This window comes from Streptomyces sp. NPDC045968 (genome assembly GCF_056430475.1).
In genome coordinates, this window is sequence record NZ_JBWKLF010000005.1 from 68,915 (window position 1) to 95,002 (window position 26,088).

A 26,088-nucleotide genomic window follows, 5' to 3' on the forward strand; every position below is an offset into this window, starting at 1 on the left:
GAGCGGCCGGGTCTCGCTCCTGGAGCGAGGCCCGGCCGGCCGGGCCCCCGAGCCGAGGAACAGGACTCGGCTGAGCTGCGGAAGTACTGATCCTGGTCACAGGTGCCATGGGGGGTCAGGTTCCCGGCACCTCCTCGTCCTCGGCGTCCGTCGTGATGGTGGCGTCCTTCACGGCAGCGGCGTCCAGTACTGCTCCAACCGCCGCACGCAGAGCGCCGTCGTCCTGAACGGCCCCCCAGTGGTCATGGCGTACGGGACGTTCGTCCGCGTCGAGGAGGGCGTGCAGGACCGGCATGGCCGGGGTGACGGACGCCGGGTCGGTGGCGGCGGCTTCGGCGAGGAGTCGCAGAGGATCGAGGATGGTGGGCCTGGTGCTGCCGGGGGGCGGGCAGATCTGGACAAGGTCAATCAGGGCTGGGACGACCTGCTGGGGGTCCGAGGTGAGCTGCCACAGGCTCTGGACGGCCTTCATCGCGTCGAAGCGGTTGTCGTGCCTGATCCGTTCCCTGGCGGTGGCGGTCAGCTGCCGCGCGACGCGTTCCGCGACGGGAGGATGCGTGGCGGCGACCTCGGCGAGCAGCACCAGGGCCTCGATCTCACCCGGGGTCTGGTAGCACTCCAGCGCGCTGCGCGCGGTCAACTTCAGCAGTCCGGGGAGGACTTCATGCGCATCCCCGGTGACCCGCCACAGCGCCCGGGCCCGTTCCACGGCGCCCTTCGGCGCATCGGACCAGCGTTCCGGCTTCCTGCTCAGCGCCTCGCGGAACATCCCGCGCAGCCGGTCCGCCGCCGGTGCCCCGAGCGAGCCACCGAGCGTGACGCAGGCGCGGAGCAGAGTGGGCTCGGAGAGCTGAGGGCTGGGTTCCGGGAAGCCGCTGTTGTCGGGCGAGCGCAGCAGGGCGTGCAAGGGCGTGTTGTCCCCGGTGAGCGCGTGGTAGTCGAAAGGGCTGATCTGGGCGAGGCCGTCGCCACGCGAAATTGTCGGGGGGCTCAGTCGTTCGCGCAGCCGTTCGCGGTGGGCGGCGGCGACGGCACCGCTGTCCACCACGAGCAGGGCGTGCGCAGCGACCAACAACGTCTTGTCATCATCAAGGAGTTCGACCAGCCACGGGACGACAGATCCTCCGTTTTGGTGCCATTGGCGCAGGATCGAGTAATACGGATGCCGTCCGTACGGCGCCTCCTTGATGTGGGCCAACAGCGGGTCGAGGAGTAGGTCGGTGTGTGCGGCGAAGGGGGCGAGCGCCTCCGTGAGGCTGAGGTCGCTGACGTTCCAATCGCGATCGATCGAACCGGCATGGACGGCGGTGAAATCACCGTGGGCGGTGAGCAGTTCGTTCAGGGGCGGCACGCAGCGGTCGTCGCCCATCCGGCTCAGCGCCCAGATGGCGTGCTCCCGCACGGGTACGTCGGCTTCGCCTGCCGCGGTGAGGTGGGTGGCGACGAGGTCGGCCCAAGGGCGCGCGGCATCGCCGCACATGGCAAGAACCCGCAGAGCGAACAGCCGGTTCTCCCGATGTGTATCGTCCACGAGCTCGGCGACGGCCGGCAGCAGGTCAGGGACGGCAGAGCGCCAGCGGGACATCAGGCCGGCGGTGACCCTGAGGCCCTCCGCGCGCTTCGTGGCGCTGTCGTGGTCCAGCAGCGCGTGGGCGAGGGCGAGCCGTCCGGGCAGGTCGGCCCCGAGCCGCTGGCCGGCTTCGGTGATGACGTCGACCCGCGCGGAGAAGTACTGCACGGGTGGATGGGCCGATGCGGTTGAGGATGAGGAGGCGAGCAGTGCGTCGGCGGTGACGCGGGCGTAGCGAGGATCGGCGTGGTCGGGCAGGGCACGGCGCAGCGCCTGCACGGCTTGCAGACGGACGTCGTGGCGGATTTCCTCGTCCCACGCGATCCAGGCGTCGATGTCCTCGTCGAAGTCGGGTTCCTGTCCCTTCCCCTCGACGGTCATGCGGAACCGCAGCCACGCAAGGGTCTCTTCGCGTCGCTGGACGGCGTAGCGGGCGAGCTCTCCGACGGCCAGCACGAGGAGCTCAGCCACCCACAGGTCCGCCTCGTTCTCGAAGCACGTCCGCAATCGGGTGATCAGGGCGTCCGCGTGGGCGGCGGACTGCGAGAGTGCACCGACCGCGGCGCACCGGATGACGTCGTCCTCGTCGTCGAGCAGCGGCACCAGAGCATCGACAGCACGCTCCCAGGCGGTCGGCCACGCCGGGTCGACAGTGGGCCGCCACTTGCCTTCGAGGATCGGGGCAACCTTCGCGGTGGGGGCGGTGTTGCCCGTGTCGGCAATGTCTGCGATCGTCTGCAGGATCTCGAAACGCACCGTCACGTCCGGATCCCGGGCAGCCTCGACGAGGATCGGCAGCATCTCGGCGGCCGCGGGCCGCACCGAACTGCCGTCGCCGATGGCCGCGTAGCGCAGGTTCTCGCAGGTCCGCTCGGCTGTGATGCGGGTCGCGGACCAGAGCCCTTCCACCACCTCGGGGCCGTACTGCCCGCCGCCGTAAGGATCGACCACCTTCGACCAGTCGACCTGTGCGGCGAGCCACGCCAGTCGTTGCGCTCTCGCGTCCTGTCTGGACATACCGCCGATCGCCCCCTTCGTCAGCTTTGCGCGGTGAGGCCCAGGAGAGGCAACGTCAGGGTGCGATTGCCCCTGTGCCCGTCCCATGCTTCGTAGACCAGCGCCTGCGGGCCGGTGATCCGTAGGCCGTCGCGCAGGCCGGTCACCGTCATCCCCGCCAGTTCGCGGTAGGCGACGGAAGACGACGGCCAGGGCAGCTCGGCCCACCAGTTGTGGCCGTAGGCGGTGTCCTCAGGCGGCCGCCAGCCCGCCTCGGCGATCAGCTGGCTGCCCGCCTCCCCGGCGCGCAGCGCAGGGGCGAGGTGGTGATCGCCGACCAGTTCGGCGTCCACGCTCTCGTCACTCTGCAGGAACTGCGCGTACCGGCCCGTCTGCCCGCCCTCTCTGATGATCAGCACCGAACCGGCGGCCAGTGAGGCCAGCTGCTCGGCAAGACGCTCGCTGAACCCGTCCCACCCCATCACAGCAGCCCCTCTTCATCTTCGTCCATCTGCCGAAGCTCCTCGTCGAGGGCTAGCCGATTGTTGGTCGCCAGCTCCAGGTACACAGCGCTTCCCGAGTTCACGAGGAGCAGGGTGGTGTCCCCGCCGGCCCAGTGCACAGCAGCACCGGAACCCGGCCTGCGGTCCGTCGGTTCGCCCAGCGACGTGCCCAGCGCGGCGGCCATCCTCGCGAATGCGTCCAGGGTCTGGTCCCATTGCTTCGTGTAGTCGGTCAGGCGCAGCTGGACGCGCTCAACCATGTGCTCGTCCTGCACTCTCCCGCGGCGGAGGGCGGCACGGCCGACCCTCTCGAACCCTGTGTCGAGCAGCTCCCAGCGTGGCCAGATCATCAGCGCCCGACGAGGGAACTGCGTCGAACGCCTCGCGCTCGGCGTAGTGCCCAACTCCCACGTGCAGTCCAACGACCGCAACCGCGCGGCAAGTTCGACAACCTCGGCATCGCTCAATGCACGCCATTGCGTCATACGCCCCCAGGGAGCGGCGCGCTCACCGGCCCGCCCCCTGCCTCCTCACTCTCCACGCGGACACCCCGCACCCGACTGACACCTTGTCGATCGTGACACACCGTCGCTCCGCCCGGACCGGCACGAGATGAGCCGCCCGCACGACCTCACTTGGGAGGCAGGGTCGACACGAAGGACGTGCAGGGACTCGCGACGGATGATCCGTGATACGTCGGGCCGGGGGGCGCGGGCTGGGGTGTCTCGCGGGCAGGAACAGCGCCGCACCCAAGGTCAATCAGCGGGCTTTACGGTGCGAGTTCTGTACCGGAACTCCTGGCATCGGCACGTATCACCATATTTTTGCTGGCTGTTGCCGTAGCTGTCGTTGTTCCAGGTGTGGTGCCCGTAATCGTGAAGACAGCGGGTGTCCTTTCCCCGGGAGTGCTCAGGCCGTGCGTGCCCGCACGTGTCGCACAACGGGTATACGACCCTAGGGCGCAGGATGGATCCGCTCCGCAAAATCACCACACCGGCCACTACGCCCGCGATGATCACGACGATTCCGGCAAGGCCTACGACGTGCTCCGCGCTCATGTTGTCGCCCCCGTTGTCAGCGCCGGTCAGCCCTGCGATCAGCCGGCCGGCTTCCACGCTACGCGACCGGACTGAAGGAGCCGAAGGATTCGGCGACGCCCGACTCGCACAGTTCAACTTCCTGCTCCTGGGGGGCGAGAACACCCGCGACAACCAGACCTGCCGGACCAAGACCCCGGCCGGAGCGGCTACCGAGCCCGGACACCGACAGGCGCACGGTGAATGTGGTCGAGCGCCGTGAGCCGGCCAGAACAATCAGGACACCGACGATCGCACCTACGTCCTAGGGCGTGTTAAGAAAGAGAGCGCTGAGGTAGCGCTAGTGCTGTGACCGGGATGGTTCACCGTGATCGGAAGGCGGCTCGCGGGACGAGCGCACGCGAAACGGCTGGTATTACTGGAGTATGCAGGAAGAGACGGCACGCTCCGCGATCGACACGTTCATCTCCGCGTTCAACGCCTCGGACGACAGCTATGTGACTGGTCTGCTCTCCCAGGCCCTGACCTCAGACGTGGTCTTCTGGGGGCCGTTGGGCCGCAGCGAAGGAATCGCGGCGGTCGAGCGGTTCGTGCTGGACATCCGGCGCCACCCAGCGGGGACCGGCACGATGGTGCGCTGCTCAGCGGTAGACATGCCTGACGAGTGGGCCCGGTACAAGTGGGTCTTCACCACGCCGGATGGAGGGCCCCGCCTGGCGGGAACGGACGTCGTCCATCTGCGGCGGAGCCTCATCGACCAGGTCATCGTCTTTGCTGGGGAGATCGAGCCGTCAGCCTCCTGAGTCATCCTTCTGTCGCTGTCCTTCTCCTGAACCTGCCCCTTCGGCGCTCGGGGGCTGCGGTTCGCAGTTGGTCAGGGTGCGGTGCTTAGATGCCATCTCATTTGGATGACTCAGCAGTCTGTTGAGCATGGTGGGGATCGTTGAGCGCCTGGTGCCGGACGCGTTGTGGGAGCTGTTCCAGCGGGTGGTGCCAGAGGCGCCGTCGCGGCCTCAGGGTGGCGGCCGGCGTCGGCACGGGGACCGGGAAGTGCTGGCGCCCGCGGCGAGCTGGACTGGTCGCGTTGCGCGATCGACTCGGTGAACATGAGGGCCCTGAAAAGGGGGACCTGACGGGCCCGAATCCTGTCGACCGGGGCAAGTACGGCTCGAAGATCCACCTGATCACGGAACGATCAGGTCTGCCCATATCCGTCGGAATCTCGGCTGCGAACCAGGCCCTCATCCCTCTCGTGAAGGGCATACAGCCGATCCGCTCGCGTCGTGGACGCCGACGGCGCAAGCCCGGAAAGCTCCACGCCGACAAGGGATACGACTACGCCCACCTGCGGCGATGGTTACGCCAGCGACGCATCACCCACTGCATCGCCCGCAAAGGGATCGAGCCCTCGCAGAGACTCGGCCGTCACCGTTGGACCGTCGAACGCACCATGGCCTGGCTCGCGGGCTGCCGACGACTCCACCGACGCTACGAACGCAAAGCTGACCACTTCCTCGCCTTCACCAGCATCGCCTGCACCCTCATCTGCTTCCGCAGCCTCACCCAATGACATGACTTCTTATGGGCGGTCATGAGTGTGACCTGGAAGTTCCCGGAGCCCGGGCGAAGTCCGTCGGGGCGTCCCCTGTGCACCCCGATTCCCTCTGAAGGCCCCATCTGTTCTGGCGCGGATGTGGTACGGGTCGTGGCGATCTTCCGATCAGTGGGGACCGCGCCGTGGTGGACGCAACAAGGCCCACATGGCGAGTGTTTGGGCAGAGTATTTGAATGGTGCGGCGAATCGCTCAACGGTGGAGCGGCGCAGGGTGCACAGCCACACGTAGCTGCTCAGTGAGACGCAGAGACATCCCAAGGTCTGCCACCAAAAAGCGCGCGTTGCTGGCTCTGGCCCCGTGCACAGATAGAGCGTCCATATGGCTGCCGTGGCCAGCCCCAGCGCGACCAGGCCAGCCCTGGCTACCTGGCCGCGGACCGCCCAGCGGGAGGCAAGAAGGCCAGCGGGAATCTGGATAGCGACGTGGAGCACCAGGATCCAGATCATCAACCCGAACGATTGGCCATAGGTTGCCGCGGACCCGGCTAGAATCCAGAAGCAGCTGATGTACAGCAGAACGCCACTCATGTGCATGGCGGCAACGTTCAACGGAACGTGCCACGCGCTGATCCAGTGGCGCTCGTTGTCGCTCGCTTGCACGACGCCCTCCCCTGGGGGCCGAGCCCCCGCTTTTGGCGAGCAGTGTACGTGCAGGGGCGGTGTGCGATGCGTTCCAGCCGCTCCGCTCCCCACCCCACCACGAACCGCCCCAACGGATGCCCTTTTCGTTGCGGATGCGGGCACGTTCCTTGCGTTGGGCGGCGAGTACGTCGGGGTGGCGGGCGTTGGTGGGAGGTGGCCAGGGTGAACTGCCGCAGCGGGCCGAAGTGGGCCTCGATCGGGTTGGCGCAGGAAGCGTAGGTCGGGGTGAAGCACAGCTCGACCTTGTTCTTCTTCGCCCAGCGGCGGATGTCCGCCCCGGTGTGGGAGGAGAGGTTGTCCAAGATGATGTAGATCGGGGCGCCGTCGGGTCGGGCGGCACGGATCGACGTGAGCGCAGCCAAAGTGTTGGCGGTGCCCTTGCGACGACGGTTGATGGCCCACAGGCGGTCGTCGCCCACGGAGTTGCAGCCGTGGAAGTAGGTGGCGCCGTGGGTGCGGCGGAAGGTCGCCGGCGGCCGGTTGGGCTTGCCCTGCTTCGCCCAGCAGGAGCCCGCGATCGGCCGGATACCCAGGGGCCCGAACTCGTCGAAGGCGAAGACCCGGTCCGGGAAGCGGTCCAGCACCTGCTCGATCCGGTCGAGCTTGGCATCGCGATCAGGGTCGGGTGACTCCTTCCAGGTCTTGGTGCGCTGGAAGGTGATGCCGCGGCGCCGAAGCAGGCACCGTAAGGCTTTACGACCGATGCGGATGACACATCCGTGCACGTTCCGCAGGTAGGCGGCGAGTTTGCGGATCGACCAGCGAATGAAGGGCTGGCCGAGCTTGCTCGGACGAGTGGTGGCCGTCCGGATGACGAAGTCCCCGTCGTCACGACTGAGTAGGCGGGGACGGCCTCCCGCCCACTGAGGGTCCAGGCAGGCCAGGCCGATTTCGTTGAAGCGGTGGACCCCATCGCGCACGGTGCCCTCGTCGGCCTGGACCAGCTGGGCGATCACCGGCACCCGATTCCCGCCCGCCGAGGCGCAGCATCATCGCGCCGGTAGCGCACCGAACTCGTGCTGCCCCGGCGCCCGATCTGCTGCAGCTTCTGCCCCTCCTGGTCGGTCAGTCCGCGTACACGCACAGCTCAGCCACCGCGCCTCCTGCGATCGGATCGGACGTCACCGCACATCCAACCGTCGCGACCACCAACCCGGCGAACCTTCACGGTCACAGCACTAGCTACGGAGCCGGGGGAGTTGTCAGTTGGGTCCCTGCTGCCCGGAGGATCTCGGCAGCGTCGGGGTGAAGTCCGTTGTTCGCCCAGTCCAGCGGGGACTTTCCTGTGCCGTGGTCTTCGCGAAGCTTGGGATCGGCACCATGTGCCAACAACTGCCGGATCGTTTCGGTGTGCCCCCAGCAGGCGGCTGCGCACAGCGGTGTGCCTTCCGCGCCAAGGCCGCTGCTTTCGGTGTCGGGAGAAGCTCCGGCTTCCATGAGCAGACGAGCTATCCCGGCCTCGCCCTGCACTGAAGCCAGGTACAGCGGAGTGGTGCCGTCACTGTTCCGTCTCTCTGGACTTGCTCCACTGCGCAACAGGGCCTTCGTGTGCATGGCGTCGCCTGCCAGGACTGCTTCGAAGAGGTGGCGGGAGAGCTTCTTCTGCTTGCGCTGCTTCATAGCTGGTGAAGCTAGCGTTCATGACGACGCCGGAGCTACTCGTATCCATTCGTTGATCGCCGTGACCAGCACAGTGGCTTCGTAGCGGACGGCGAGTTTGTCGTATCTCGTGGCCACGGCCCGGTGGCGCTTGAGGCGATTGATCCCGCGACGGCGCAGGTAGGCGCGATTCCTGCGGGAGGCGTACGCCTTGTCGGCCCGCACACGATCGGGACGGACACGTGGCCGTCCCGGTCCGAGGCGTGGCACGCGTACCTTTCTTCAGTACGGGTCCGAAATGCGGCGAGTCCCCGTGTTGTCCTGCCGTCACTACGATCGACAGAGGCCTTTGGCCCTGCTCGACGGCCAGGTGGAGCTTGGTGGTGAACCCGCCGCGCGACCCGCCACGCAAACCGGTTCGGACCCGGAACCGTATGCCGTCGATCAGCTGCCGTCGACACCAGGCGGGTGGCCGCCCCGCCCTGGCACCATTCGGCAACAGCGGCCCCAGCACTGCCCACTGCTCGTCTGTGAGATCTCCCCGACCCATGACCTGTGATCATTCACAGCCATAGATCCACTTTCGATACAGCCCTAGGTTCTCCCCCTAAAAAAGGTCCTGCGGAGCCGACGCGCAGCCACAGCTACCAGTTCTCTCGCACCACTGAGCGCCGTCTCCGCCGAGAGGTCAGATCGCATTCTGAAACGATCAGTTGGCCGAGGCCCTGGGTTTCGCGGTTCTCTCACATAATCGCTTGGGCCGGTGCGAGACTCACCCGGGAGTACCACGGTGGTCTGATGGCACTTCTCTTGTCGTTGTGCAGAACAGGCGAGATCCAATCCGTCGGGGGGCAGGATGAACGACCGACTGAAGAACAGCCCGGACGCCGAGAACGAAGTCCATAGTTTGAACTCATTCGAGGACGACGGCCAGTGCGTGATCACTCCTGTGGTCAGTCTTGATGAGGAGACGGCGCAAGGAGTGGTCGAGGCCCTGTCGAAAATTGTTCAGGAGGGGCACGGGATATCATCCAACCGTACCCCGGATGCAGACGGAATGGTTCGAGCTCAGCAATTTGAGGAGGGTGACGTTCTCATGCTGACCCCGCCAAATGACAGCTTTGCGGCCGACCGGTATTTGATGGATTTTTACGACGTCAGAACGAAAGGCCTGTGCTCAAGGATGCATTTGCACACCGGAATGCGCTACGTAAGGATCATGACGGGAAAGTGTACGCGTGTCCGAATATCCACGCTGGCCGAACCGAAGATGCTGACGAAGGCCGTCGGGGAGAAGGTTGTGATCGCCACTTTCGTTGATGAGATTGCATATGAGGAGGGAAGGACAAGAGCGCGGTTCAATGCGGTGGTGCCGCCTTGCGCTTGGGTTGACATGCAAATCCCGCGAGGGACGTCGCATCAATTCAATGCAATCGGCAAGAATGCGGTCATAGATACCGTTCACCCCGAGGAGTCGATTGAACTTTTTCGTGAGCAGGCCAAAAGGATCAACATGATGGCGCAGACCATATTCCTTGAGACAGAGCAGGAGCTCGGAGATGCCTGTAATTTTCCCTCGGGTGAGCCTCCGGCCTCCAATTGGCTTAGTTGTCAATGAACGTGGTGAAGTTTTCATCTCCCTGGCCGCGGGCCAATGCAGAATGTAGATCCTCATGCAAGAGGTCCAGGTACGAGGTCTGTATGCCGGAGGATGACTTCAGGATATTGAAGGCATACTCGATGTCCTTTGCGGCGAGCTCAAGGCGAAAATGTGCCGTATGGTCGTGCGAGGCGATTGCGGCGCCAAAACGATCCAACATCACGGAATCCGAACTCGCGTGGCGCAGGCTCTCGACCATGCGGTCTCGTGGAAGGTCGAGAGCCTGCGCCAACTTGAGACCCTCGCCTATGGCTGCGACATTCAAGACGTGAATTACCTGATTCACCAATTTGGCGGAGAAGCCGGCGCCGACCCGACCCATCCAGAACTGCTTATGGGAAAGGGAATCAATCGTCTGCTTGCATGGCTCGCCGGCCGACGACCTTTCACCACCGATCCACATCGTGAGATTCCCGTTCCTGCCGTGAACGGTTGACCCGGAAACAGGGCAGTCGATGTAGCCGGCGCCACGGGCCTGCGCAGTGGACAGAAGGCGCGATGTCTGTTGAGGATCACCCGTGGAGAAATCCAACACCTCGACCCCAGTTTTCAGCGGGAAGTCGTCCATTGCTTGAGCCACGTCCGTGGACCGAGGCAAACAAAACCCATAGAGATCAACGTCATCGCCGCTCCACCAACATGCCCCGGCTTCCACGAGCGCAGCCGCGGTGTCCGTGCCGTGTCCGGACCGTGGCAAATGAACAGTGAATCCCTTCTCCAGCAACCTGGACACCATCGGCGAGCCAAACCTACCGGCACCGAACCACAGAATGCTATGCATGCTGATTTCCTTCGCCTGTCGAGTCGGTAACTGGGTCCATATCGTATCGCCAACACGAGGCTATCGGCGCGAGAAGGGAAGAATATGAACGATTCAAGACCTTCCAGGTCCCATATCGAGCAGGAGGCGCTGTCCACGCACTTGATGGGGCGGGTCGTTGCGGTTCGTCGAATGAAGCGGAGCACGTTCTTCGACGTGCGCGGCGCACTGCAGGACCATCAATGCCTCGCAGGCACTGCGGAATATGACCGATTTGGCATTGGCGTTGGAGACGTCGTCGAAATGGAAGGAAGGGTTGGCAGATCCAGGACCGGTGACGCGATCGTCGAGGTTGACACGTTGATCTGTGTAGCCAAGCCCCACGAGCAAGGGTCACTGACCGAGGACTTCCGTGCGGGAGCACTTCGCAGGACGGGACGTTCCGTAAGGCGGGACCGCGCTAGGGAGCTACTCGTCGATTCGCAGTTGCGCGCGCGTCTCAAAGTTCGGATCCGAGTCATGAGGTCCATCCGTGAGTCGTTGATGGAATTCGGATTTGATGAGGTCGATGTCCCGGCGATCGTTTCTTCACCATTCGCCGGCACCGCCAACCTCTTCAGGTTGGAATCCACCGACCTCGGTTCTGTTGATCTCTACCTGCGTGGTTCGCTCGAGAGTCACCTGAAACAGCTCATGGTGGCAGGGCTTGAAAGTGTATACTGCATGGGACCATCCTTCCGCAACGAGTCGGCAGAGCTTCACGAATTTCTTATGGTCGAGGGAATGACGTCCAGATTCTCTCAGCGTGAGTTGATCGACATCGTGGAGAAAATTGTGCAGAACGCGGCACTGAGCGTTCGAGGCTTTCCGGCGGTGCCGGATGGCCATGTTGAGGCGCTGGCCACGCCGTGGCGCTATGAGACATTCTCTTCCGCCACGGGCGTGTCCACGCGTGAGGAAGCCGCAGTCAAACGCGCGTATGGCGAGCTGCGCGGGCCCATTTCCGACAGTTTTGGATCGCCGGTCTTTGTCGACAAATTTCCTAAAATCCTGTCTCCGTTGGCAAAGCAGGATGAATCGACGTCGGGCGATGCCATGAGGGGTTTCATGTTCTTCTCTGGGTTCAGGATCTGCGAGGTTGTTCAAGAGCAGGTGGATGCAGAAGAGCAACACGCCGTATTCGAATCCCAGAGGATCGCTAGGCCAGAGCACCCCAATACGCAGGGTGACTCTTGGGGCTACGACGATGCATTGCTCGAAGCGCTGAAGCTTGGCTGCCCGCCGCTGTCGGGATTCGGCCTGCACATTAATCGGCTGGTGGCCGCGATCACCGGCGTAAGGCGCGTGAGCGACGTCGTTCCGTTCCCTTTGGCGTCGGGTCCCATCGCCCGCTAGCCTCTTTTTTTGTGACGGCCTGCCAGCTGAGGTCGCGTGGTGGCAGAACAGGCGCGTGAGTCCAAGGTCATGGACTTCTCGACGCTCGTGACCTGCCTGGAAGACCGTGCTTGCCGACGCAACATCGCTGATCCCGCATGTCCTTGACGACGCGGTGATCCTCTCAAGGGGAGTTTTGCCCCGACAGCGGTGTTTAGGGCCTGGACATCGGCCGCCCACCCGAGCACGGCCTGCGGCGGATCACGGACGCCGTTCTCTACGTCGACCGCACCCGGCATCCCCTGGCGCTACCTGCCGCACGACTTCGCGCCGGGGGAGACGGTCTACGGCTACTTCGCCGCCTGGCAGAAGGACAAGGTCTTCCATCCTCAACGGGCTGGCTCCGCCGCCTGGTCCGAGAGGCGGAGGGCCGCGACCGCGAGCCGAGTGCGTGCGTGCTGGACGCGCAGAGCATCAAGACTTCCGCGAACGTACCCGCGGCCGGCCAGGGCATCGACGCGGGCAAGAAGATCGCGGGCCGCACACGCCATATCGGCGTCGACACCCTAGTGCCGCATCAGACAACGTTCGCCCTGTTGTCGGCTGGCGGTGGCAGCTCGTGCTGAGTGACGCGGTTTACCCGGCGTTGAGCTGGTGGTCGGCCCAGACATAGCTTTCGGGCAGCAAGTCGGCAATGAGGACGGTTCGGACGCGGTCGTCATTGCCGTCGATGACCTTGAGGGCGGGGAAGTAGTCGAGGAGGACTTGCCGGCATCGGTCGCATGGGGGGACAACCCCCCGGTCGCGGTCGCCCACGGCGACGATCGTGTCCAGCTCGTAGGCGCCCTGGGCGGCTGCCGCGCCGATAAGAACCAGCTCGGCGCAGGGGCCTCCGGTGAAGTGGTAGGCGTTCACCGCGGTGATGATCCGGCCGTCCTGGGCACGGGCTGCTGCCGCCATGGTGTGGTTGTCGCCCCGGCAGCGAGTGCGCGCGACGTTGGCCGCGGCCTGGATGAGTTCGTCGTCGACATGGTGGGTCTGCGTGGTCATCTTCTCTGCCTTCGTCAGGTGTCAGGCGACGTTGACCCGCGTGACGATGGTGCGCAAGCGAGTATCCGCGGTGTGCTTGTTCCGCCAGATGATGTAGCGGCGGATCATGCTGCCCTGCTTTTTGTGGCTGGCGTGGTCGGTGCCGTCGAGGGTGAAGTAGCGAAAGGCGGTGAACTGGGCCTCGATGCGGCTCAGTACGAGGAGTTGGTAGGGGTGTAGGCGATCTCGACGTTGTTCCCGTGGGTCGCCCAGGCCCAGGACCCGGGTGGCGCGTCACACCACAACAGGGCGAACGTTGCCTGATGCGGCACTAGGTGCTCCTGGCCGTGCTGGTCACCGCCGCGAGCGCCTCCGACAACGTCGGCAGCATCCAGGTGCTCTCACAGATCGCGAAGGCCAAGCCGCGCGTCACCAAAGCCTGGGCCGACAGCGGCTACCGAATCAAGGCCATCGAGCACGGAGCACGCCTGGGCATCGACGGCGAAGTCGCCCATCGCGACCCGACCGGGAAAGGCTTCAAGGTGATCCCACGGCGCTGGGTCGTCGAGCGGACCTTCGGCTGGCTCACGCACCACCGACGCCTGGCTCGCGACTACGAAACCCACCCGTACCGCTCCGAAGCCATGATCCGCCTTGCGATGATCGACCTGATGAGCCGGCGCCTCACCTGCGGAGCCACGCTGAACCACACGACCCATAGCTCACCCGGATAGAGCGTCAGCCCTCGTCAAAGCCGCGGAACATCCCTGCCCCATCAGCAGCGTCGGCGAACTCGGCAAAGTCCATGTTGGCGATGCTGAGATTGGCCGAGACGTCAGGAAACCACTGAGCAGGGAGCCTGAACGTCCGCCCAGGCTCGTCCGAGAGATCCACGGCCAGGAGCGAGTGATCCGGATCCTTCATCGTCGCCGCGTCCGCCAGAAAGACGTGGATGATCTGCGCTTCTTCATCCGCAGCAGCCTCTTCATCCATCAACGTCCGGACCTCCACGTCGGCGAAGCGAAGCTCGCTGACATACGTGGCATGGGGGTACTCGTCGGCCGCGTCGAGCGCAGCTCGAACCGCGTCCCAAGCTCCATCGTCACCGAAGTCGGTACGCAGTACGAGCGAGGTCAGATCATCGGGCTGAGGCAGTGGCATCCCGTGATCCTCTCACCCGACGCTGACCTCGACCGTCACACCCACCGTGCCTGCGGCCTCCTCAAACAACTCGGCGATACCAACACCTCCGCCGGAACAAAATGCTCTTCCCAGTCCTGGATCGGACCACGAACCTCACATCACCTCTCCGCCTACCGTGAGACGGCGATGCCACCAGAGGTGAGCACGCCACTGCCGGCGATCGGTGAAGGGCTCAGGCAGAGTGCGGTCGAGGTATACGGCGTCCAGTGAGGCCACCAGATGCTTCAGTTCGGCGCGGGGCCGGAAGGGCAGCTTTTGTAGAACTTCCTCGAGCCCGTCACCGGCGTGCCTACGCAGCCAGGGTTGAACGGGACAGCCCTGGGCTCCGTTTAACCTCTGAGCACTAGGACTCGTGACGATGTCAGGAACCTGGGTTGCGTTGCTCAGCCTGAGCCTTATGGACTTCGTCAAGGTGCCTCGCTTGCCGCCGCTTCAGCAGCTCGTCGATGGGTTCGAGAACCCGGCCCCACGCACGTTCCGCTTCTGGTGACTGGTCGGGAGTCCGCGCGTAACCCTGAGCTGCGGTGATCGCTTTGTCGTAGAGGGCGTGATCTGTCGGGAGAGCGGACGAGCGTTCGCGTCGCAACCACGCGATCAGCCACGGCATGTCCCTGGTCCAACTCGGGTTCGCCAGGGAGCGCACACGCAGATACCCCAGTTGGTCCCACCATCGGCGGCTGTGCCACTTGCGCGAGTCTGCCGGTGGCAGGCCGGGGGGTAGATCCTTCACAGGACCCATATTGCCTGGTAGCGGCGCCCGAGCCTACGGGTTTCTTCGTTCAAGCAGTGCGTCGGGGCTTGGTGCTGTCTTGTGGTGGGAGGGGCGACGGTAGGCATGGCCGGTGACGAGTTCGAGGCCGACATCGTGCCGTATTGCCGGGTGGCGGCTCTTCGAGCCGGACGACCGTCCGTGGCCTGGGCGGGACGGTTGGAGAACAGCGGCTGGCGAGGGCGGCCGCGCATGGAGGTTCCGAAACCCGCGGCGGACCCGGGCCGGCCGGGGTCAGCCTGTTCGGATCGGCAGGTTTCTCCCATGGGCGTCGCAGGCCGATGGCGAGGGAGGGCGAGGCGGAGTGGGGTGTGGGCGGTGATGACCAGCCAGGTCCAACGGTCTTCGGCTTCGGGATCACGAACCTTCGGCCTGGTCCAGCCCATCGTCTGCTTGATCATTCTGAAGGTGTGTGCGATGTCGATCCGACGCAAGAACGTCTGCCAGCACCGGTCGATGTCCGCGGCGGGGGCGTTGGTGCGAGACCACAACAGCCAGACCGGTTCCGGGTCATCTCCGGAGGGCAAGTACTCGACTTTGAGGCGGATGACGGTGCCGGAGATGATGGGGAGTTCACCGTCGTGGCCGAGCCAGGCCGTCCAGCGGGTCAGTTGCGGGTGGAGGCGGTCCCACGCCTGCACGGTCGCTTCGCCGGCCGAACTGACTGGTCCACTCCGCCGCATCCACGCAGTTGGCCCACCACCCTGGCCGCTGCCCGAATGGGGCTCACTCCGGGTCGCCGGCGACCGACCCCAGCGGGCACCGGAGGCCATCCCGACGGCAGACCTCGCCTTCCTCCACGGCCTCGTCGACCGCTGGGCGGACGAACTGCCGCTCCTTCACTTCGCGTTGCCCCGTACCGTGATCCACGGTGACGCCCACATCAGCTCCTGTGCGGGCGGGTCGGAGACAGCGGGCCGACAGTCGGAGGACAGGTCGCATGGGGACAGTCGTTCACGTTCAGCAGACAAGGGAGGCTGCTTCTCCGTCAGGCGCGTAGACCGGCTTGGCGCAGGCCGATCGCTGCCAGGTCGGCGATGACCTTTTCGTCGCCGCGCCGCCAAGCTGCTGCGAGGCCGTCGGGTGGGGTGGGCAGCGCTGCGAGCCGGCGGGGCGGGCCGGTGAGGACGCGCAGCGCGAGGAGGTCGGCGCCGCCCGGTCCGGTGGCGATTCGCCGGGTGACGGCACTGCGGCGGATCCAGCGCAGGCGCGGGGGCAGCCACAGCAGCAGCACGAACGCCATCGGGATGACGATCAGGGCGACCGTGGTCAGCGTCGCCAGATGGCCCACAGTGTCCTGGAGGGAACGACCTGCGTCGGCCAGCCCGGTGCCGGCCTCGGAGGCGGACCTGAGCGGCTTCTGCAACTGGTCTCCGACGAACGGCACTTTCGAGGCGGCGTCGCCCGCGTCGCTGAGTCCGTCGGAGAGGCTGGTGCCGGCGCTTTCCGCCTTACGGCCCGGATCGGCCAGTCGCATGATCGCGTCGCGCACGGCCAAGGCCAGCTTCACCGCAGCGTAGATCAGGGCCGCCGCGATCAGGTCTGCGAGGATCTGACGGTTCCGACGTGCCGGGGTCTGGGCGTAGAGGCGCATGAGCGTGCTCCTTTTCCGGTAGGTCATCGACGGTCGGCGACTGCCTGTACGGCTACCCCGATCGGGGTGGAGGCATCGGGAGGGCGCCACTGGTCTCGCATGCTGCGGTGTCTCGTCTGTTTGAGCCGCCGCCGCTCGATATCGCTGTGAGTGACGAGGACAGGCCCACCGATGGTGATCCTCCTGGTAGAGGCATCATGCCTCTCGCGCTTGCTCGCCAGCTTCTGACGGGCAGTCGAAGCGCAGGTGTACCCGATCGAGTCCCCAATCCGCCGCCGTCGGCGAGCGCGAAGAGCCGCCTGCCGGAGACGACCGCGCGCCGGCGATCGAGCCGTGGCCAGTGCTCGCTTCGGGGACATGCATGCTGGCCATGGCCTGGTAGGTCCGCACCTACAAAGCCACGCAGAGCGGCGAGTGCTGCTCGCCGGTCGGCATAGCTCAAATCGACCTCTGAACATGGCTCCGCGGGGTTGGGCGATGTGCGCGTGGGCAATCACTTCTGCGCGCCGCATCGAGGATCGCGGGGGCCGCCCCCGCCCAGTCAGGGGGAGCCATGAGTCGAGCGTGGGAGCGGGACGGCCTTGGGGCACGCCGGGTTGTCTCCGGCAGCGTCCTGGGCGGTGTCGGCCGATGACGACTGCGTTGTTCGTGACGGCTGTCTATGTCGCCGTCACCGTTTCGTCCGTTCTGCTGATCGCACGGATGAGGAGACTTCCCGCCGCGGGGACCCCGGGCCCGGTTCGCGATGTACTGGAGGCGGCTCTGGTGCGCGGAAGTGGTACCCGAGTCGCAGATACCGTGCTGTTCGGGATGTACGTGGACGGCCGGCTGGGGGTCCATGGTCCTCGTAACGACTTCTTCACCGTGCAGGAGGCGACTGCCCGCAGCGCCTTGGAGCGCGAGGTGCTGTCAGCGCTGGCCAGGACGCCCAAGGGTCCCGCTGTCAGGCGTGCGGTGGCGCGCGGACCGGCGGTGCGACAGCTGGGCCGGACCCTCGTCGACCGGGGACTGCTGGTGCCCGCGGACTCGATGCGCCGGCTCACGATGTGGGCTGACGCCCAGGCCGTGCTCTGCTTTCTGGCGGTGCCGTCGATGGCCGTGGTACCCGCCCATCTCTCCGCCGACCCCTCGGCCCTCTCCGCCCCGCTCAGTATGTTGTCCATGCTCGTTCCGCTCGCGGGCGTCTTTGTCGCCCTGCAGCAGCGCCCCGTTTCGAGACACAGGGTGACCATCGCGGGAAGGCAGGCGGTCCATGACTTCGACGTAGAGCATCCGCACACCAGCTCGGTGGCCCACCTGATCGCCGCTTACGGCGCCGCGGAGGTTCCTGAAGACATGATGGCGAGGCAACTGGGAGGGGTGAGGCGAGGCCGGTCCGCTCCGGACGTTGCGTGGTCCCAGGAGCCCGACGCGCCTCTGGTGCGGTGTTCCGGTGCGTTGCCGGACGATGCGGCGTACGAGGAAAGCTGACCGATCGCAGACCCTTCTCGGCCACGGACGTCGCGTGTGTCCGACGGGGCGGCGTTGTGGGCCCTGCACATCGCGAGCCACGGTGTGCGAGGCAACTGCGTGCCGCTCAGGTGGGGGGAAGAGCTCATGGTGTTCACGGAGTTCGACACGGCGCTGTTACCGCGGGAGCAGAGGTTCGAGTGGTGGCGGGACGCCGTCTGGCAGGGGGTGGAGCCGACCTCGATCACCAGCGACTTCTCCTCCGACTTCGTGGCGAGCCTCGGCTCCCTCGGTCTGGGGCGGCTCCAGCTGACGAAGATCTCGTTTCCGGCGCTGCGGTCGGAGCGCACGGCGGAGCTGGTCCGACGGGCCGACCCCGAGGTCTATGAGCTCACCCTGATCCTTGAGGGGTTGATGGGCTTCACCCAGGGGCGCCACACGAGCAGACTCCAGCCAGGTGACGTCACTCTCTGGACCTCGTCCCGGCCCTATCTCGGCGAGGCGACGGGCGGGACCGTGAACGGGGTCTCGCGCGCGCTCATCCTCCATATACCGCGCGCACTCGTCCCACTTCCGGAGGCCAGGATCGCCCGGGTGCTGGCGCACGGCCTGCAGGCCCGCACCGGCGTCGGCAGCCTGCTCGCGGGCTTTCTCGAATCGCTGCTGGCGGAGGCACCGGCGCTCGACGAACGGAGCCGCGTGCGGCTCGGCGATACGGTGCTCGGCCTGGCCACCGGCTTCCTCGCCCACCACCTCGATGCCGAGGAGAGTCTGCCGCCGGAGACGCGGCACGAACTGCTGTTGGCCCGGATGGACGTCTTCATACAGGACAACCTCGCCGATCCCGCGCTTGCGCCCGGTGTCATCGCGGCCCGGCACCACATCTCCGTCCGGCTCTTGCATCAGCTCTTCAGGCAGCGGCAGGAGACCGTGGCCGCCGCGATACGGAGGAAACGGCTGGAGAACTGTGCCACGGACCTCCTCGACCCACGGCTCCGCAACCTGCCCATCCACGACATCGCCGCACGATGGGGGCTGGTGAACGGGGCGGCCTTCAGCCGGATGTTCCGTTCCTTCTACGGGATGACCCCGGGCGAGCACCGGCGCGGTGCACTCGAGCGAACGATGGCTGCATTCCCGGCCAATGACCGGGCGCCCTCGCCCGCACCGGAGTTGGGGCCGTCCCCCATGGGGAAAGCCGACCAGATGAGCAATTCCGTGAATCGGACCAGCAGCGCTTTCACAGACCCACCGGGGTGGGGCGGGTCGTCGTCGCTCTGATGATGACTCTCGCCGCGTGCGTGGCTACGGCGGGAACGGCCGGCGCGGCGACCCGAACCGGGAGCGCACACGGTGCGAGCACCGTCGCCGCCCCGGACTTCGCGGCCCAGGCGGAGGACGCAGGTCTCGATGGGGCCGAGGCCGCTTCCCTCCAGGCGAAGATCGACGCGCGCCTGGCCGAGTGGGGCGGGCTCCAGGTGGCGGCCAAGAAGATCCTGCTGCCGCAGGCCGAGGTGACGCTGCCCCTTCCCGGCGAGAAGCGTGCCCGCGATCTCGACGCGGCGGGCGGCTCCGGTGCCGCGGCCTCCTGCCCCTACACGTACGTGTGCGCGTTCTCCGAGCCCAACTTCGCCGGGATCCAGATTGCCCTGTTCACCTGCAGCACCCCGTACCCCGTACCCCATCTCCGGGACCGGGACCGGATCACGGATCACGGATCAACAATCAGCGCGCGGCACTGACGGCGAAGTTCTACGACTCCGACAAGATCATCCGGCCGGACCGAAGTCCGTGCCGGAGCCGGAGTAGCGTTCTGCAGGGACCGGGGCGGTGTCACACCGTCCAGGTCCCGACCCGGGCGGCACGCCATCCGGTATCACGACGCACGGACAGATGAGACCTCACGCAGATGGGACACCACGACATGACTGAGCCGGTGAAGGGCCCCGCCAGCTACTTCCCCTCGATCGAGAGCAAGTACGGCCGCCCGATCGCGGAGTGGAAGGCCCTGATCCGCTCCTCGTCCCTGACCAGGCACATGGAACTCGTTTCCTGGCTCAAGGCCGAACACGGCCTGGGACACGGCCACGCCAACGCGCTCGTCGCACACACCCTCGCCGAGGACAACGGCTGACGCACGCGCTGATCACACCGTACGGGTGGTTTGACCGAGAAAGCCGCCCTGGCCACACGGTATATGCGCGTTAATCAGGCTCCTGCACCACACCTGATCACGCGTCATACGGCGCACCGATGCCGGAGGGCCACATGGCCGGAACGCCGATGCCCGACAGCCTCTTCCGCCGTACTCTCGGCGAGCGGAGCATCGCACTGGTGGCGTGGCGCCTGCTGGTGCTGCAGAACGCGGACCCGGCCGTGGCCGCCGGGGTCTCGCAGTTCTCCACCTACCGGGCCCATCCCTGGCGGCGCGTGGAACACACCATGGACAGTGGCAAGCGCCTCTTCTTCGCCGACCGGGAAGGGCTGCGCAGAGAAGTCGCCCGGCTGGAGCGCACCCACCGCCGCATCAGCGGCACCGACGACCAGGGCCGGCCGTTCACGGCGATGGACCCGGCGGTGAGGGTATGGGTCCTGGTCACGCTGTACGAGTCGATGACCGCGATGCGTGAGCTGTCCGGGGACCCCTTGTCCGAGCCGGAACTGGACCGGCTCTATGGTGAATTCCGCTCGGTCTGCGCCGAGTTCGGCCTTCCGGACGAACTGTTCCCGCTGACGGCGGCGGACGTGCCCGCCTACATGGACCGTGCCATCCACGAGCGTCTGGAGTACGGCCCGCCCGTGCACGATCTGCTGTACACGTTGCTGCGCCAGGCCCCCGCTCCCCGGCGCCTGGGGCGACTGCGGCCCGTGTGGCCGCTGCTGCGTTTCGTGAGCGCCCGCGTCGTGACCGCGCTCACCCTCGCCGACCTTCCTCCCGCCTTCCGGGAACGGTTCGGTCTGCCCCGTACCCCGGCCGCCGCGGCGCTGTCCTGGACGCTGCACCACGGCACGCGCCGGGTCATGACGCTCCTGCCGGAGCGGCTGCGCTACCGCGTGCCGCCGACCGGTTTGGTCGCCGACCGGCCCGCCCCCGCCACGGCGAAGGTGCCCGGCCCTCGCAGGCCACGCCAGGAGCGCTCACGCCGGCACAGGGTCGACGCGTTCTTCCGGCAGGTCATGGACCAGACGGGGGACGGCCACATCACCGGGACCGATCTGCGCGCCATGGCCCACAACGTCTGCTGGCAGCTCGAACTCGACGAGGCACGGGAGTCCGAGGTGTACAACGCCTTCGACACCTGGTGGCGGCAGATCCGCTCCACCATGGACACCGACGCCGACGGCAGGGTCTCCCGGGCCGAATTCGTCGAGGCCGTGCTCGCCGGTGTCGACCGCGACCCCGGCTACCTCGACGCCGGGCTCCACATCGCCGTGCGCGCCCTGTTCCGGGCGGCGGACGTCGACGACAACGGCCACCTGTGCGCCGACGAGTACCGCACGGTCTTCGGCGGCTCCCGCGTGCACCCGGCCGAGCTCAACCACGGCTTCCGCCAGCTCGACGCGGACGGTGACGGACGGATCACGGAGGAGGAGTTCCTGCGGGCCTTCACCGAATACTTCACCGCCCGCTCGGACAGCACCGCGGGCGCCCAGCTCCTGGGACGACCGTGACCGGGTGCGTTGCCGGACGCAGTCGAAACTCCCGGATTCCGCTCTCGAACAGGCGGATAGCCGCTGGCGAACGGGGTACCCAGGGCACCTGAACGAGGCAGAGGGAAGGACGTGTTCTTCATGGCTACTGCTCGGGAAATCATGACGCCCGACGCCACGTGCATCGGCGCGAACGAGTCCGTGCTGGTCGCGGCGCACAGGATGGCGGAGCTGGGCGTCGGCGCCCTGCCCATCTGTGGAGCGGACGAGCGGCTGAAGGGAATGCTCACCGACCGCGACATCGTGGTCAAGGTCTTGGCGGCCGACAAGGACCCGGCGGAGACCACCGCCGGCGAGCTCGCCCAGGGCGAGGCCGTCACCATCGGTGCGGACGACGAGGCGTCGGAGATCCTTCGCACGATGATCTCGCACGAGGTGCGCCGGCTTCCCGTCATCGACGGTCACACCCTGGTCGGGATGGTCGCCCAGGCGGACGTCGCGCGCTCCCTGCCCGACCCGGTGGTGGGGGACCTGCTCGAAGCCCTGTCGTCGGACTGAAGGTCGTCGGACTGAAGGTCGTCGGACTGAAGGTCGTCCGACTGAACCTCGCGGCCTCCCGCCGCCGACGGCCTACGGGTCGGCCCCGGCTGCCCGGTACCGCCGCCCGGTGAGAAACGGGAGCGGGCCCGGGCGGAGGCCGAGGCCGAGGAAATGTGGGTGGATCCCGCACGGCATCCGAGCCGTGCGGCTCTTCCCCGCGGACCGGGATGCGCTGCTGGGGGCCCTTTCATCCGCGCACGCTCCGGACGCGCTGATGGATCATTTTCCGGGGAGTTCGTTTGAACACGAAGCCGACCCGATCTGCCGGCCCGGCAGTCGGACCACCGGCTTCCTACCAGTAGTGCCTTCGTCCGGCTACGGCGTGCCCCATCGATCCGAGGATCCACAGGACGATGCCGATCACCACGAGCACGATGCCGATCGTCCACAGAATGGAAATACCGGCTATGAGCCCGATGACGAGAAGAATGACTCCGAGCAAGATCACGGCCCGCTCCCTTCTCGCGTAGCTTTGATCCCAGTTTGGCCCTAGCACGGCGCGGGGGCAACTGCCTCTTCGAGGCACCCCTGCGGCGCCTCGGCACCGGCCCTTGGGCACCGACCCGAAGGGCCGGTGCCCAAGGCTCTGGCGTACAGCAGGACGGGGTGGGCGGGCCCGGCCGGAAGGCGCTGACTACGACGGGCGGCGGCCGTGATCGTCGCCGAGCAGCTTCTTCTTGGCCTCGCCCTTGGCCTGCTCCATCTTGCCCTCGGCTTCCTTGCGACGGTTGCCGGTCATCTTGCCCATGGCTTCCTTCGCCTTGCCGGTGAGCTTGTCCTTGCCGCTTCCTTCGGGCATCAGATCTCTCCTTCGGTGAACGAGTCCCCCTCCCTACCCAAACTAGGGCGGACCGAACATCGTCGCGCGATGTGTACGGCACGGAGGCGGGTCTTACCCCGGCCGTCGGCAAACGGGGCGGCGTCCGCGTGTTTGCGGTCTCCGGGTGTTTCAACGGCGTTGTACCGGAAACGCCTACCATATGGTGCAATTCGGATACACGATGATGACCGAGCAGACCGGGCCGCGGGCACTGGTCGACGACGTGGTGGCAGCGGAGCGGGCCGGTTTCGACTTCTCCGTCACCTCGGACCACTACTTCCCCTGGCTCGACGCGCAGGGCCATGCCCCCTACGCCTGGAGTGTGCTCGGTGCGGCGGCGCAGGCGACGTCCACGATCCCGCTGATGACGTACGTGACGTGCCCGACCGTCCGCTACCACCCCGCCGTGGTGGCGCAGAAGGCGGCCACACTGCAACTGCTCTCGGAGGGGCGGTTCCGGCTCGGTCTGGGCTCGGGCGAGAATCTCAACGAACACGTCGTCGGCGCCGGCTGGCCGGCGGCGCACGTCCGTCTGGACATGCTGGAAGAGGCCGTGGGGATCATCAGCGCCCTCTTCGACGGCGGGTACGTCAGCCACAGCGGCACCCACTTCGACGTGGACAACGCCAAGCTCTGGGATCTGCCGGACACCCGCGTACCCGTGGGTGTCGCCGTATCGGGGAGCCGCTCCTGCGAGATCGCGGGCAGGCTGGCCGACCTCGTCATCGCCACGGAACCCAAGCAGGAGCTGCTGACCGAGTTCGACCGGCACGGCGGCTCGGGGAAGCCCCGCGTCGGCCAGCTCCCCGTCTGCTACGACGAGGACCGCGACGCCGCCGTCGAGCGGGCCCACGACCAGTTCCGCTGGTCGATGGGGGGCTGGAAGGTGAACTCCGAGCTGCCGGGCCCGTCGGCGTTCGACCAGGCCACCTCCTACGTACGGCGGGAGGACGTCGCGGAGTCCGTACCGTGCGGTGACGACGTCGGCGCATTCGTCGACGCGGTCCGCCCCTACGTCGAGGCGGGTTTCACCGAGATCGCGCTCGTGCAGATCGGCGGCGCGCAGCAGCAGCCGTTCATCCGCTGGGCGGAACAGAAGCTGCTGCCCGCGCTGCGAGAACTCTGAGCGCGCGGCACAGGCACGGACACAGGCACAGGCACAGGCACGGACACAGGGAGGAACGGTCACACCATGGGACATCACGCGGAGCTCATCCGGGCCAAGGTCATGAGAGCGAAAGGCGCCAAAATGAGGGCGGACGGCGCCGCCCTCGGGGACGAGCGCCTCAAGGCGGAGGGGGAGCGCTACCAATCCGCAGGACGGACCGCGGAGGAGCACGCACGGGCGTCCCGTTGCACGCCCGGCTCCTGAGCCGTCGGCCGGACGCGAACCCCCCCGTCAGCCCGTCAGCCCTCCACGCCTGTCGCCCGGTGCGAGGACCCGACGGGCTTGGACTCCGGGGAGCCTCTCTGGCGCAGGTACACCGAGAGAATGATCATGGACGCCACCGCCAGGAACTCGGACTGCCAGTTCTGCAGCGTACGGCTCCAGAAGTCGGCGGAGACGAGATAGTCTCCCCAGCCGATGGGGGCCTGCAGCTCCCGGAGCTGCTGCTCGTTGTAGGCGGCGACGCCCGCGACCGACTGGGCGAGCCAGGACAGTACGAACAGTGCGCCCATGGTCAGCCCGAGCGAACGGGAGAACACGAGCCTGCGCCAGCCGCCGGCCGCGGCCCAGGACGGGGAATCGGCGCGTGCGTACCGCCCGACGCGCTGGTCCTCGTCGGATTCGGGCCCCGCCTCGTGCATGCTCTTCGACTCCGGCGAACCGCGCTGGAGCAGCCAGACGGTGCCGAAGATGTAGAGGAAGAACTGCAAGTACTCCGACTGCCAGTTCTCCGTGACGTCCACCGCGAAATCGGAGGACATCAGATAGGACCCGAAGGACACGGGATACAGGTCGTCGACGGCGAGCTGTTCGTTGAACTCGATACGTCCCACGACGGCCTGGCCGGACAGGGCCAGCAGAAACGCCGCCCCGAAAACGAGCGTCAGTGAGTTGTCGCGCAGGAACCTGCGCAGGGCTGCCTTCATCGTCGCATCAGCCCGATCGTCAGAAAGTACGCAAGGCCGATGAGGACGATGCCAAGGCACAGGATGAAGAGGGTTCTCACGCAGTCAAGCCCCCTTGATCTCGCACGAGTAAGGCTTTTCGGGGCGGGGGGTGCAGCCGGCGGCCACTACCTTCCAGCCGCCGGGAAACCGGGAGAGGAACAGGGTGTCGGATTCCAGGACCACGCGGGCCTGACGGCCGTAGACGTCCACTGTTCGTACGCTGCCCCCGGCGGGGAGCGGCACTTTCGCGACAGCTTCGGAGCAGGGGGACTGTTCGCCGGACTCCAGCTCGGCGCGTGTACCGGGCGCGAACGAGGCACACAGTGCCGCCGCGTCCTTGTCTCTCACCCCCTGCTCGAAAGCGTCGGCCGCGCTCCTCGCCGATGACGACCGGCTGTCGCTCCCGCAGCCGCCGACGAGCATCATGACCGAGAGCAGCGGGAGCAGTGTCCCGGAACGCAGCAGACGTGTGGCGGTCACCGTTGTCCTCGCACGTAGTCGGCAGTGATGAGGCATTCTGCCGTTCCGTCTCCGTCGCACCCCCGGGACACGCCGCCCCTCGTCCAGCGCCGGGTGGTCAGCGGCCGACGGCCTTGAGGAGCTGTTCCTTGTTCATCGTCGAACGGCCCTCGATGTTCTTCTTCTTGGCCTCCTCGTACAGCTGGTCCTTGGTAGGACCCTGGGCGCCGCTGTGCGAGCGCTGACCGCCGCGCTGCGACGCGGACTTCGGGTCACGGGTCGAGGTCTTGCTGGCGGTCTTCGTCTCGCCCGCGCGCGCACGCTCCTTGTTCACCGTGCGCGCGGCGATCTCCTTCGCACGCCCTTCGGACGTGCCGCGCTTCTCGGCGCTCTCCTTCACATGCTCGTACTGGCGCTCACGTTTGGGGCTGGACCCTGCAGGCATGACGTACTCCTCGTAGAGGTTCGGCTCGTTGGTACGCGGGCCGGGCGGCACAGCCGTGCGGTGCCGTCATAGATCCCGGTTACCACTAGTCGACGTCCGAAACTCGCCTCCCGCGACATGGGCGCGCCCACCGGGGCTACGCGACCGGGGCGGACGGTCGAGACGCGAAAGGCCGGAAAATCGGGCCATGCCCGACAG

24 protein-coding genes and 7 pseudogenes are annotated in these 26,088 nt (G+C 66.6%); 13 read left to right on the forward strand and 18 right to left on the reverse strand.

Features of this window, described 5'->3' with window-relative positions; genetic code table 11:
* Positions 1–115: 115 nt before the first annotated feature.
* Genes AC07FA_RS16045 through AC07FA_RS16055 form a run of 3 tightly spaced genes read right to left on the reverse strand, consistent with a single transcriptional unit; the run spans position 116 to position 3,554 of the window.
* Positions 116–2,587, reverse strand: coding sequence for a HEAT repeat domain-containing protein (locus tag AC07FA_RS16045; RefSeq protein ID WP_479076039.1), 2,472 nt, complete (start codon positions 2,585–2,587; stop codon positions 116–118).
* A gap of 20 nt (positions 2,588–2,607) precedes the next feature.
* Positions 2,608–3,048 (reverse strand): TY-Chap domain-containing protein, encoded by a 441-nt coding sequence (locus AC07FA_RS16050; protein WP_479076040.1) that lies wholly within the window; start codon positions 3,046–3,048, stop codon positions 2,608–2,610.
* Complete coding sequence (locus AC07FA_RS16055) at positions 3,048–3,554, reverse strand: DUF6301 family protein (RefSeq protein WP_479076042.1); 507 nt, start codon at positions 3,552–3,554, stop codon at positions 3,048–3,050. The genes AC07FA_RS16050 and AC07FA_RS16055 overlap by 1 nt, the downstream gene beginning before the upstream one ends.
* Positions 3,555–4,531: 977 nt before the next feature.
* On the opposite strand from AC07FA_RS16055, the gene AC07FA_RS16060 reads away from it, so the two are divergent.
* Together AC07FA_RS16060 and AC07FA_RS16065 are read left to right on the forward strand one after the other, a co-directional pair.
* Entirely contained in the window at positions 4,532–4,909 is a 378-nt protein-coding gene (locus AC07FA_RS16060; protein WP_479076044.1) for a nuclear transport factor 2 family protein, read from the forward strand.
* Between the two features lie 127 nt (positions 4,910–5,036).
* Positions 5,037–5,676 (forward strand): annotated as a pseudogene (locus tag AC07FA_RS16065) (IS5 family transposase).
* A 748-nt stretch (positions 5,677–6,424) separates the two neighbouring features.
* Here the strand turns inward: AC07FA_RS16065 and AC07FA_RS16070 are convergent.
* The 3 genes and pseudogenes from AC07FA_RS16070 to AC07FA_RS16080 all read right to left on the reverse strand — a co-directional run.
* A pseudogene (locus AC07FA_RS16070) lies at positions 6,425–7,447 on the reverse strand (IS630 family transposase); the annotation flags it as partial.
* 98 nt (positions 7,448–7,545) lie between these two features.
* Positions 7,546–7,983 (reverse strand): ankyrin repeat domain-containing protein, encoded by a 438-nt coding sequence (locus AC07FA_RS16075; protein WP_479076046.1) that lies wholly within the window; start codon positions 7,981–7,983, stop codon positions 7,546–7,548.
* A gap of 18 nt (positions 7,984–8,001) precedes the next feature.
* Positions 8,002–8,512: pseudogene (locus AC07FA_RS16080) on the reverse strand (transposase).
* Positions 8,513–8,818: 306 nt separating this feature from the next.
* Between AC07FA_RS16080 and AC07FA_RS16085 the strand changes: the two are divergent.
* Entirely contained in the window at positions 8,819–9,580 is a 762-nt protein-coding gene (locus tag AC07FA_RS16085) for a hypothetical protein (protein WP_479076048.1), read from the forward strand.
* On the opposite strand, the gene AC07FA_RS16090 is transcribed toward AC07FA_RS16085, so the two are convergent.
* Entirely contained in the window at positions 9,567–10,403 is an 837-nt protein-coding gene (locus AC07FA_RS16090) for an NAD(P)-dependent oxidoreductase (protein ID WP_479076049.1), read from the reverse strand. The genes AC07FA_RS16085 and AC07FA_RS16090 overlap by 14 nt on opposite strands.
* 84 nt (positions 10,404–10,487) lie before the next feature.
* Here AC07FA_RS16090 and AC07FA_RS16095 point away from each other — a divergent pair, with 84 nt between their 5' ends.
* Both AC07FA_RS16095 and AC07FA_RS16100 read left to right on the forward strand, forming a co-directional pair.
* Complete coding sequence (locus AC07FA_RS16095; RefSeq protein WP_479076051.1) at positions 10,488–11,777, forward strand: amino acid--tRNA ligase-related protein; 1,290 nt, start codon at positions 10,488–10,490, stop codon at positions 11,775–11,777.
* A gap of 197 nt (positions 11,778–11,974) precedes the next feature.
* Positions 11,975–12,325, forward strand: a pseudogene (locus tag AC07FA_RS16100) (transposase); the annotation flags it as partial.
* Between the two features lie 67 nt (positions 12,326–12,392).
* Here the strand turns inward: AC07FA_RS16100 and AC07FA_RS16105 are convergent.
* Positions 12,393–12,806, reverse strand: coding sequence for a cytidine deaminase family protein (locus AC07FA_RS16105; RefSeq protein ID WP_479076052.1), 414 nt, complete (start codon positions 12,804–12,806; stop codon positions 12,393–12,395).
* Between the two features lie 21 nt (positions 12,807–12,827).
* Positions 12,828–13,069 (reverse strand): annotated as a pseudogene (locus AC07FA_RS16110) (hypothetical protein); the annotation flags it as partial.
* Positions 13,070–13,120: 51 nt separating this feature from the next.
* Here AC07FA_RS16110 and AC07FA_RS16115 point away from each other — a divergent pair.
* Positions 13,121–13,519: pseudogene (locus AC07FA_RS16115) on the forward strand (transposase); the annotation flags it as partial.
* Positions 13,520–13,523: 4 nt separating this feature from the next.
* Here AC07FA_RS16115 and AC07FA_RS16120 read toward each other — a convergent pair.
* The 4 genes and pseudogenes from AC07FA_RS16120 to AC07FA_RS16135 all read right to left on the reverse strand — a co-directional run bounded on the left by AC07FA_RS16120 (position 13,524) and on the right by AC07FA_RS16135 (position 16,351).
* Complete coding sequence (locus AC07FA_RS16120; RefSeq protein ID WP_479076054.1) at positions 13,524–13,946, reverse strand: DUF6924 domain-containing protein; 423 nt, start codon at positions 13,944–13,946, stop codon at positions 13,524–13,526.
* Between the two features lie 821 nt (positions 13,947–14,767).
* Positions 14,768–15,410 (reverse strand): annotated as a pseudogene (locus AC07FA_RS16125) (NF041680 family putative transposase); the annotation flags it as partial.
* Positions 15,411–15,483: 73 nt separating this feature from the next.
* Positions 15,484–15,639, reverse strand: coding sequence for a hypothetical protein (locus tag AC07FA_RS16130; RefSeq protein ID WP_479076056.1), 156 nt, complete (start codon positions 15,637–15,639; stop codon positions 15,484–15,486).
* Positions 15,640–15,745: 106 nt separating this feature from the next.
* Positions 15,746–16,351: a hypothetical protein gene (locus tag AC07FA_RS16135; RefSeq protein WP_479076057.1), complete on the reverse strand. Its 606-nt coding sequence runs from the start codon at positions 16,349–16,351 to the stop codon at positions 15,746–15,748.
* Positions 16,352–16,981: 630 nt separating this feature from the next.
* Between AC07FA_RS16135 and AC07FA_RS16140 the strand changes: the two genes are divergently transcribed.
* From AC07FA_RS16140 to AC07FA_RS16165, 6 genes are all read left to right on the forward strand, one after another.
* Positions 16,982–17,821: a TIGR04222 domain-containing membrane protein gene (locus AC07FA_RS16140; protein ID WP_479076058.1), complete on the forward strand. Its 840-nt coding sequence runs from the start codon at positions 16,982–16,984 to the stop codon at positions 17,819–17,821.
* A 126-nt stretch (positions 17,822–17,947) separates the two neighbouring features.
* Positions 17,948–19,081, forward strand: a complete 1,134-nt coding sequence (locus AC07FA_RS16145; RefSeq protein WP_479076060.1) for an AraC-like ligand-binding domain-containing protein — start codon at positions 17,948–17,950, stop codon at positions 19,079–19,081.
* Between the two features lie 20 nt (positions 19,082–19,101).
* On the forward strand, positions 19,102–19,542 hold the full coding sequence (locus AC07FA_RS16150) for a hypothetical protein (RefSeq protein ID WP_479076062.1): 441 nt from the start codon (positions 19,102–19,104) through the stop codon (positions 19,540–19,542).
* 182 nt (positions 19,543–19,724) lie between these two features.
* Positions 19,725–19,934: a DUF4287 domain-containing protein gene (locus AC07FA_RS16155; RefSeq protein ID WP_479076063.1), complete on the forward strand. Its 210-nt coding sequence runs from the start codon at positions 19,725–19,727 to the stop codon at positions 19,932–19,934.
* A gap of 134 nt (positions 19,935–20,068) precedes the next feature.
* Entirely contained in the window at positions 20,069–21,472 is a 1,404-nt protein-coding gene (locus AC07FA_RS16160) for an oxygenase MpaB family protein (RefSeq protein ID WP_479076064.1), read from the forward strand.
* 120 nt (positions 21,473–21,592) lie between these two features.
* Positions 21,593–22,009: a CBS domain-containing protein gene (locus AC07FA_RS16165; protein ID WP_479076066.1), complete on the forward strand. Its 417-nt coding sequence runs from the start codon at positions 21,593–21,595 to the stop codon at positions 22,007–22,009.
* 334 nt (positions 22,010–22,343) lie between these two features.
* Here the strand turns inward: AC07FA_RS16165 and AC07FA_RS16170 are convergent, their stop codons facing one another.
* Together AC07FA_RS16170 and AC07FA_RS16175 are read right to left on the reverse strand one after the other, a co-directional pair.
* Positions 22,344–22,499 carry a DUF6131 family protein gene (locus AC07FA_RS16170; RefSeq protein ID WP_479076067.1) on the reverse strand — a complete coding sequence of 52 codons (156 nt, stop codon included), beginning with the start codon at positions 22,497–22,499 and terminating at the stop codon, positions 22,344–22,346.
* A 186-nt stretch (positions 22,500–22,685) separates the two neighbouring features.
* The gene (locus AC07FA_RS16175; RefSeq protein ID WP_479076068.1) at positions 22,686–22,850 is read right to left on the reverse strand and encodes a CsbD family protein; all 165 of its coding nucleotides are present in this window, start codon (positions 22,848–22,850) and stop codon (positions 22,686–22,688) included.
* A gap of 181 nt (positions 22,851–23,031) precedes the next feature.
* On the opposite strand from AC07FA_RS16175, the gene AC07FA_RS16180 reads away from it, so the two are divergent.
* Complete coding sequence (locus AC07FA_RS16180) at positions 23,032–23,997, forward strand: LLM class F420-dependent oxidoreductase (RefSeq protein WP_479076070.1); 966 nt, start codon at positions 23,032–23,034, stop codon at positions 23,995–23,997.
* A 281-nt stretch (positions 23,998–24,278) separates the two neighbouring features.
* On the opposite strand, the gene AC07FA_RS16185 is transcribed toward AC07FA_RS16180, so the two are convergent.
* From AC07FA_RS16185 to AC07FA_RS16195, 3 genes are all read right to left on the reverse strand, one after another.
* Positions 24,279–24,965 carry a DUF6766 family protein gene (locus AC07FA_RS16185; RefSeq protein ID WP_479076071.1) on the reverse strand — a complete coding sequence of 229 codons (687 nt, stop codon included), beginning with the start codon at positions 24,963–24,965 and terminating at the stop codon, positions 24,279–24,281.
* Positions 24,966–25,049: 84 nt separating this feature from the next.
* Complete coding sequence (locus tag AC07FA_RS16190; protein WP_479076072.1) at positions 25,050–25,466, reverse strand: hypothetical protein; 417 nt, start codon at positions 25,464–25,466, stop codon at positions 25,050–25,052.
* A 97-nt stretch (positions 25,467–25,563) separates the two neighbouring features.
* Complete coding sequence (locus AC07FA_RS16195) at positions 25,564–25,890, reverse strand: plasmid stabilization protein (RefSeq protein WP_479076073.1); 327 nt, start codon at positions 25,888–25,890, stop codon at positions 25,564–25,566.
* Positions 25,891–26,088 lie beyond the last annotated feature (198 nt).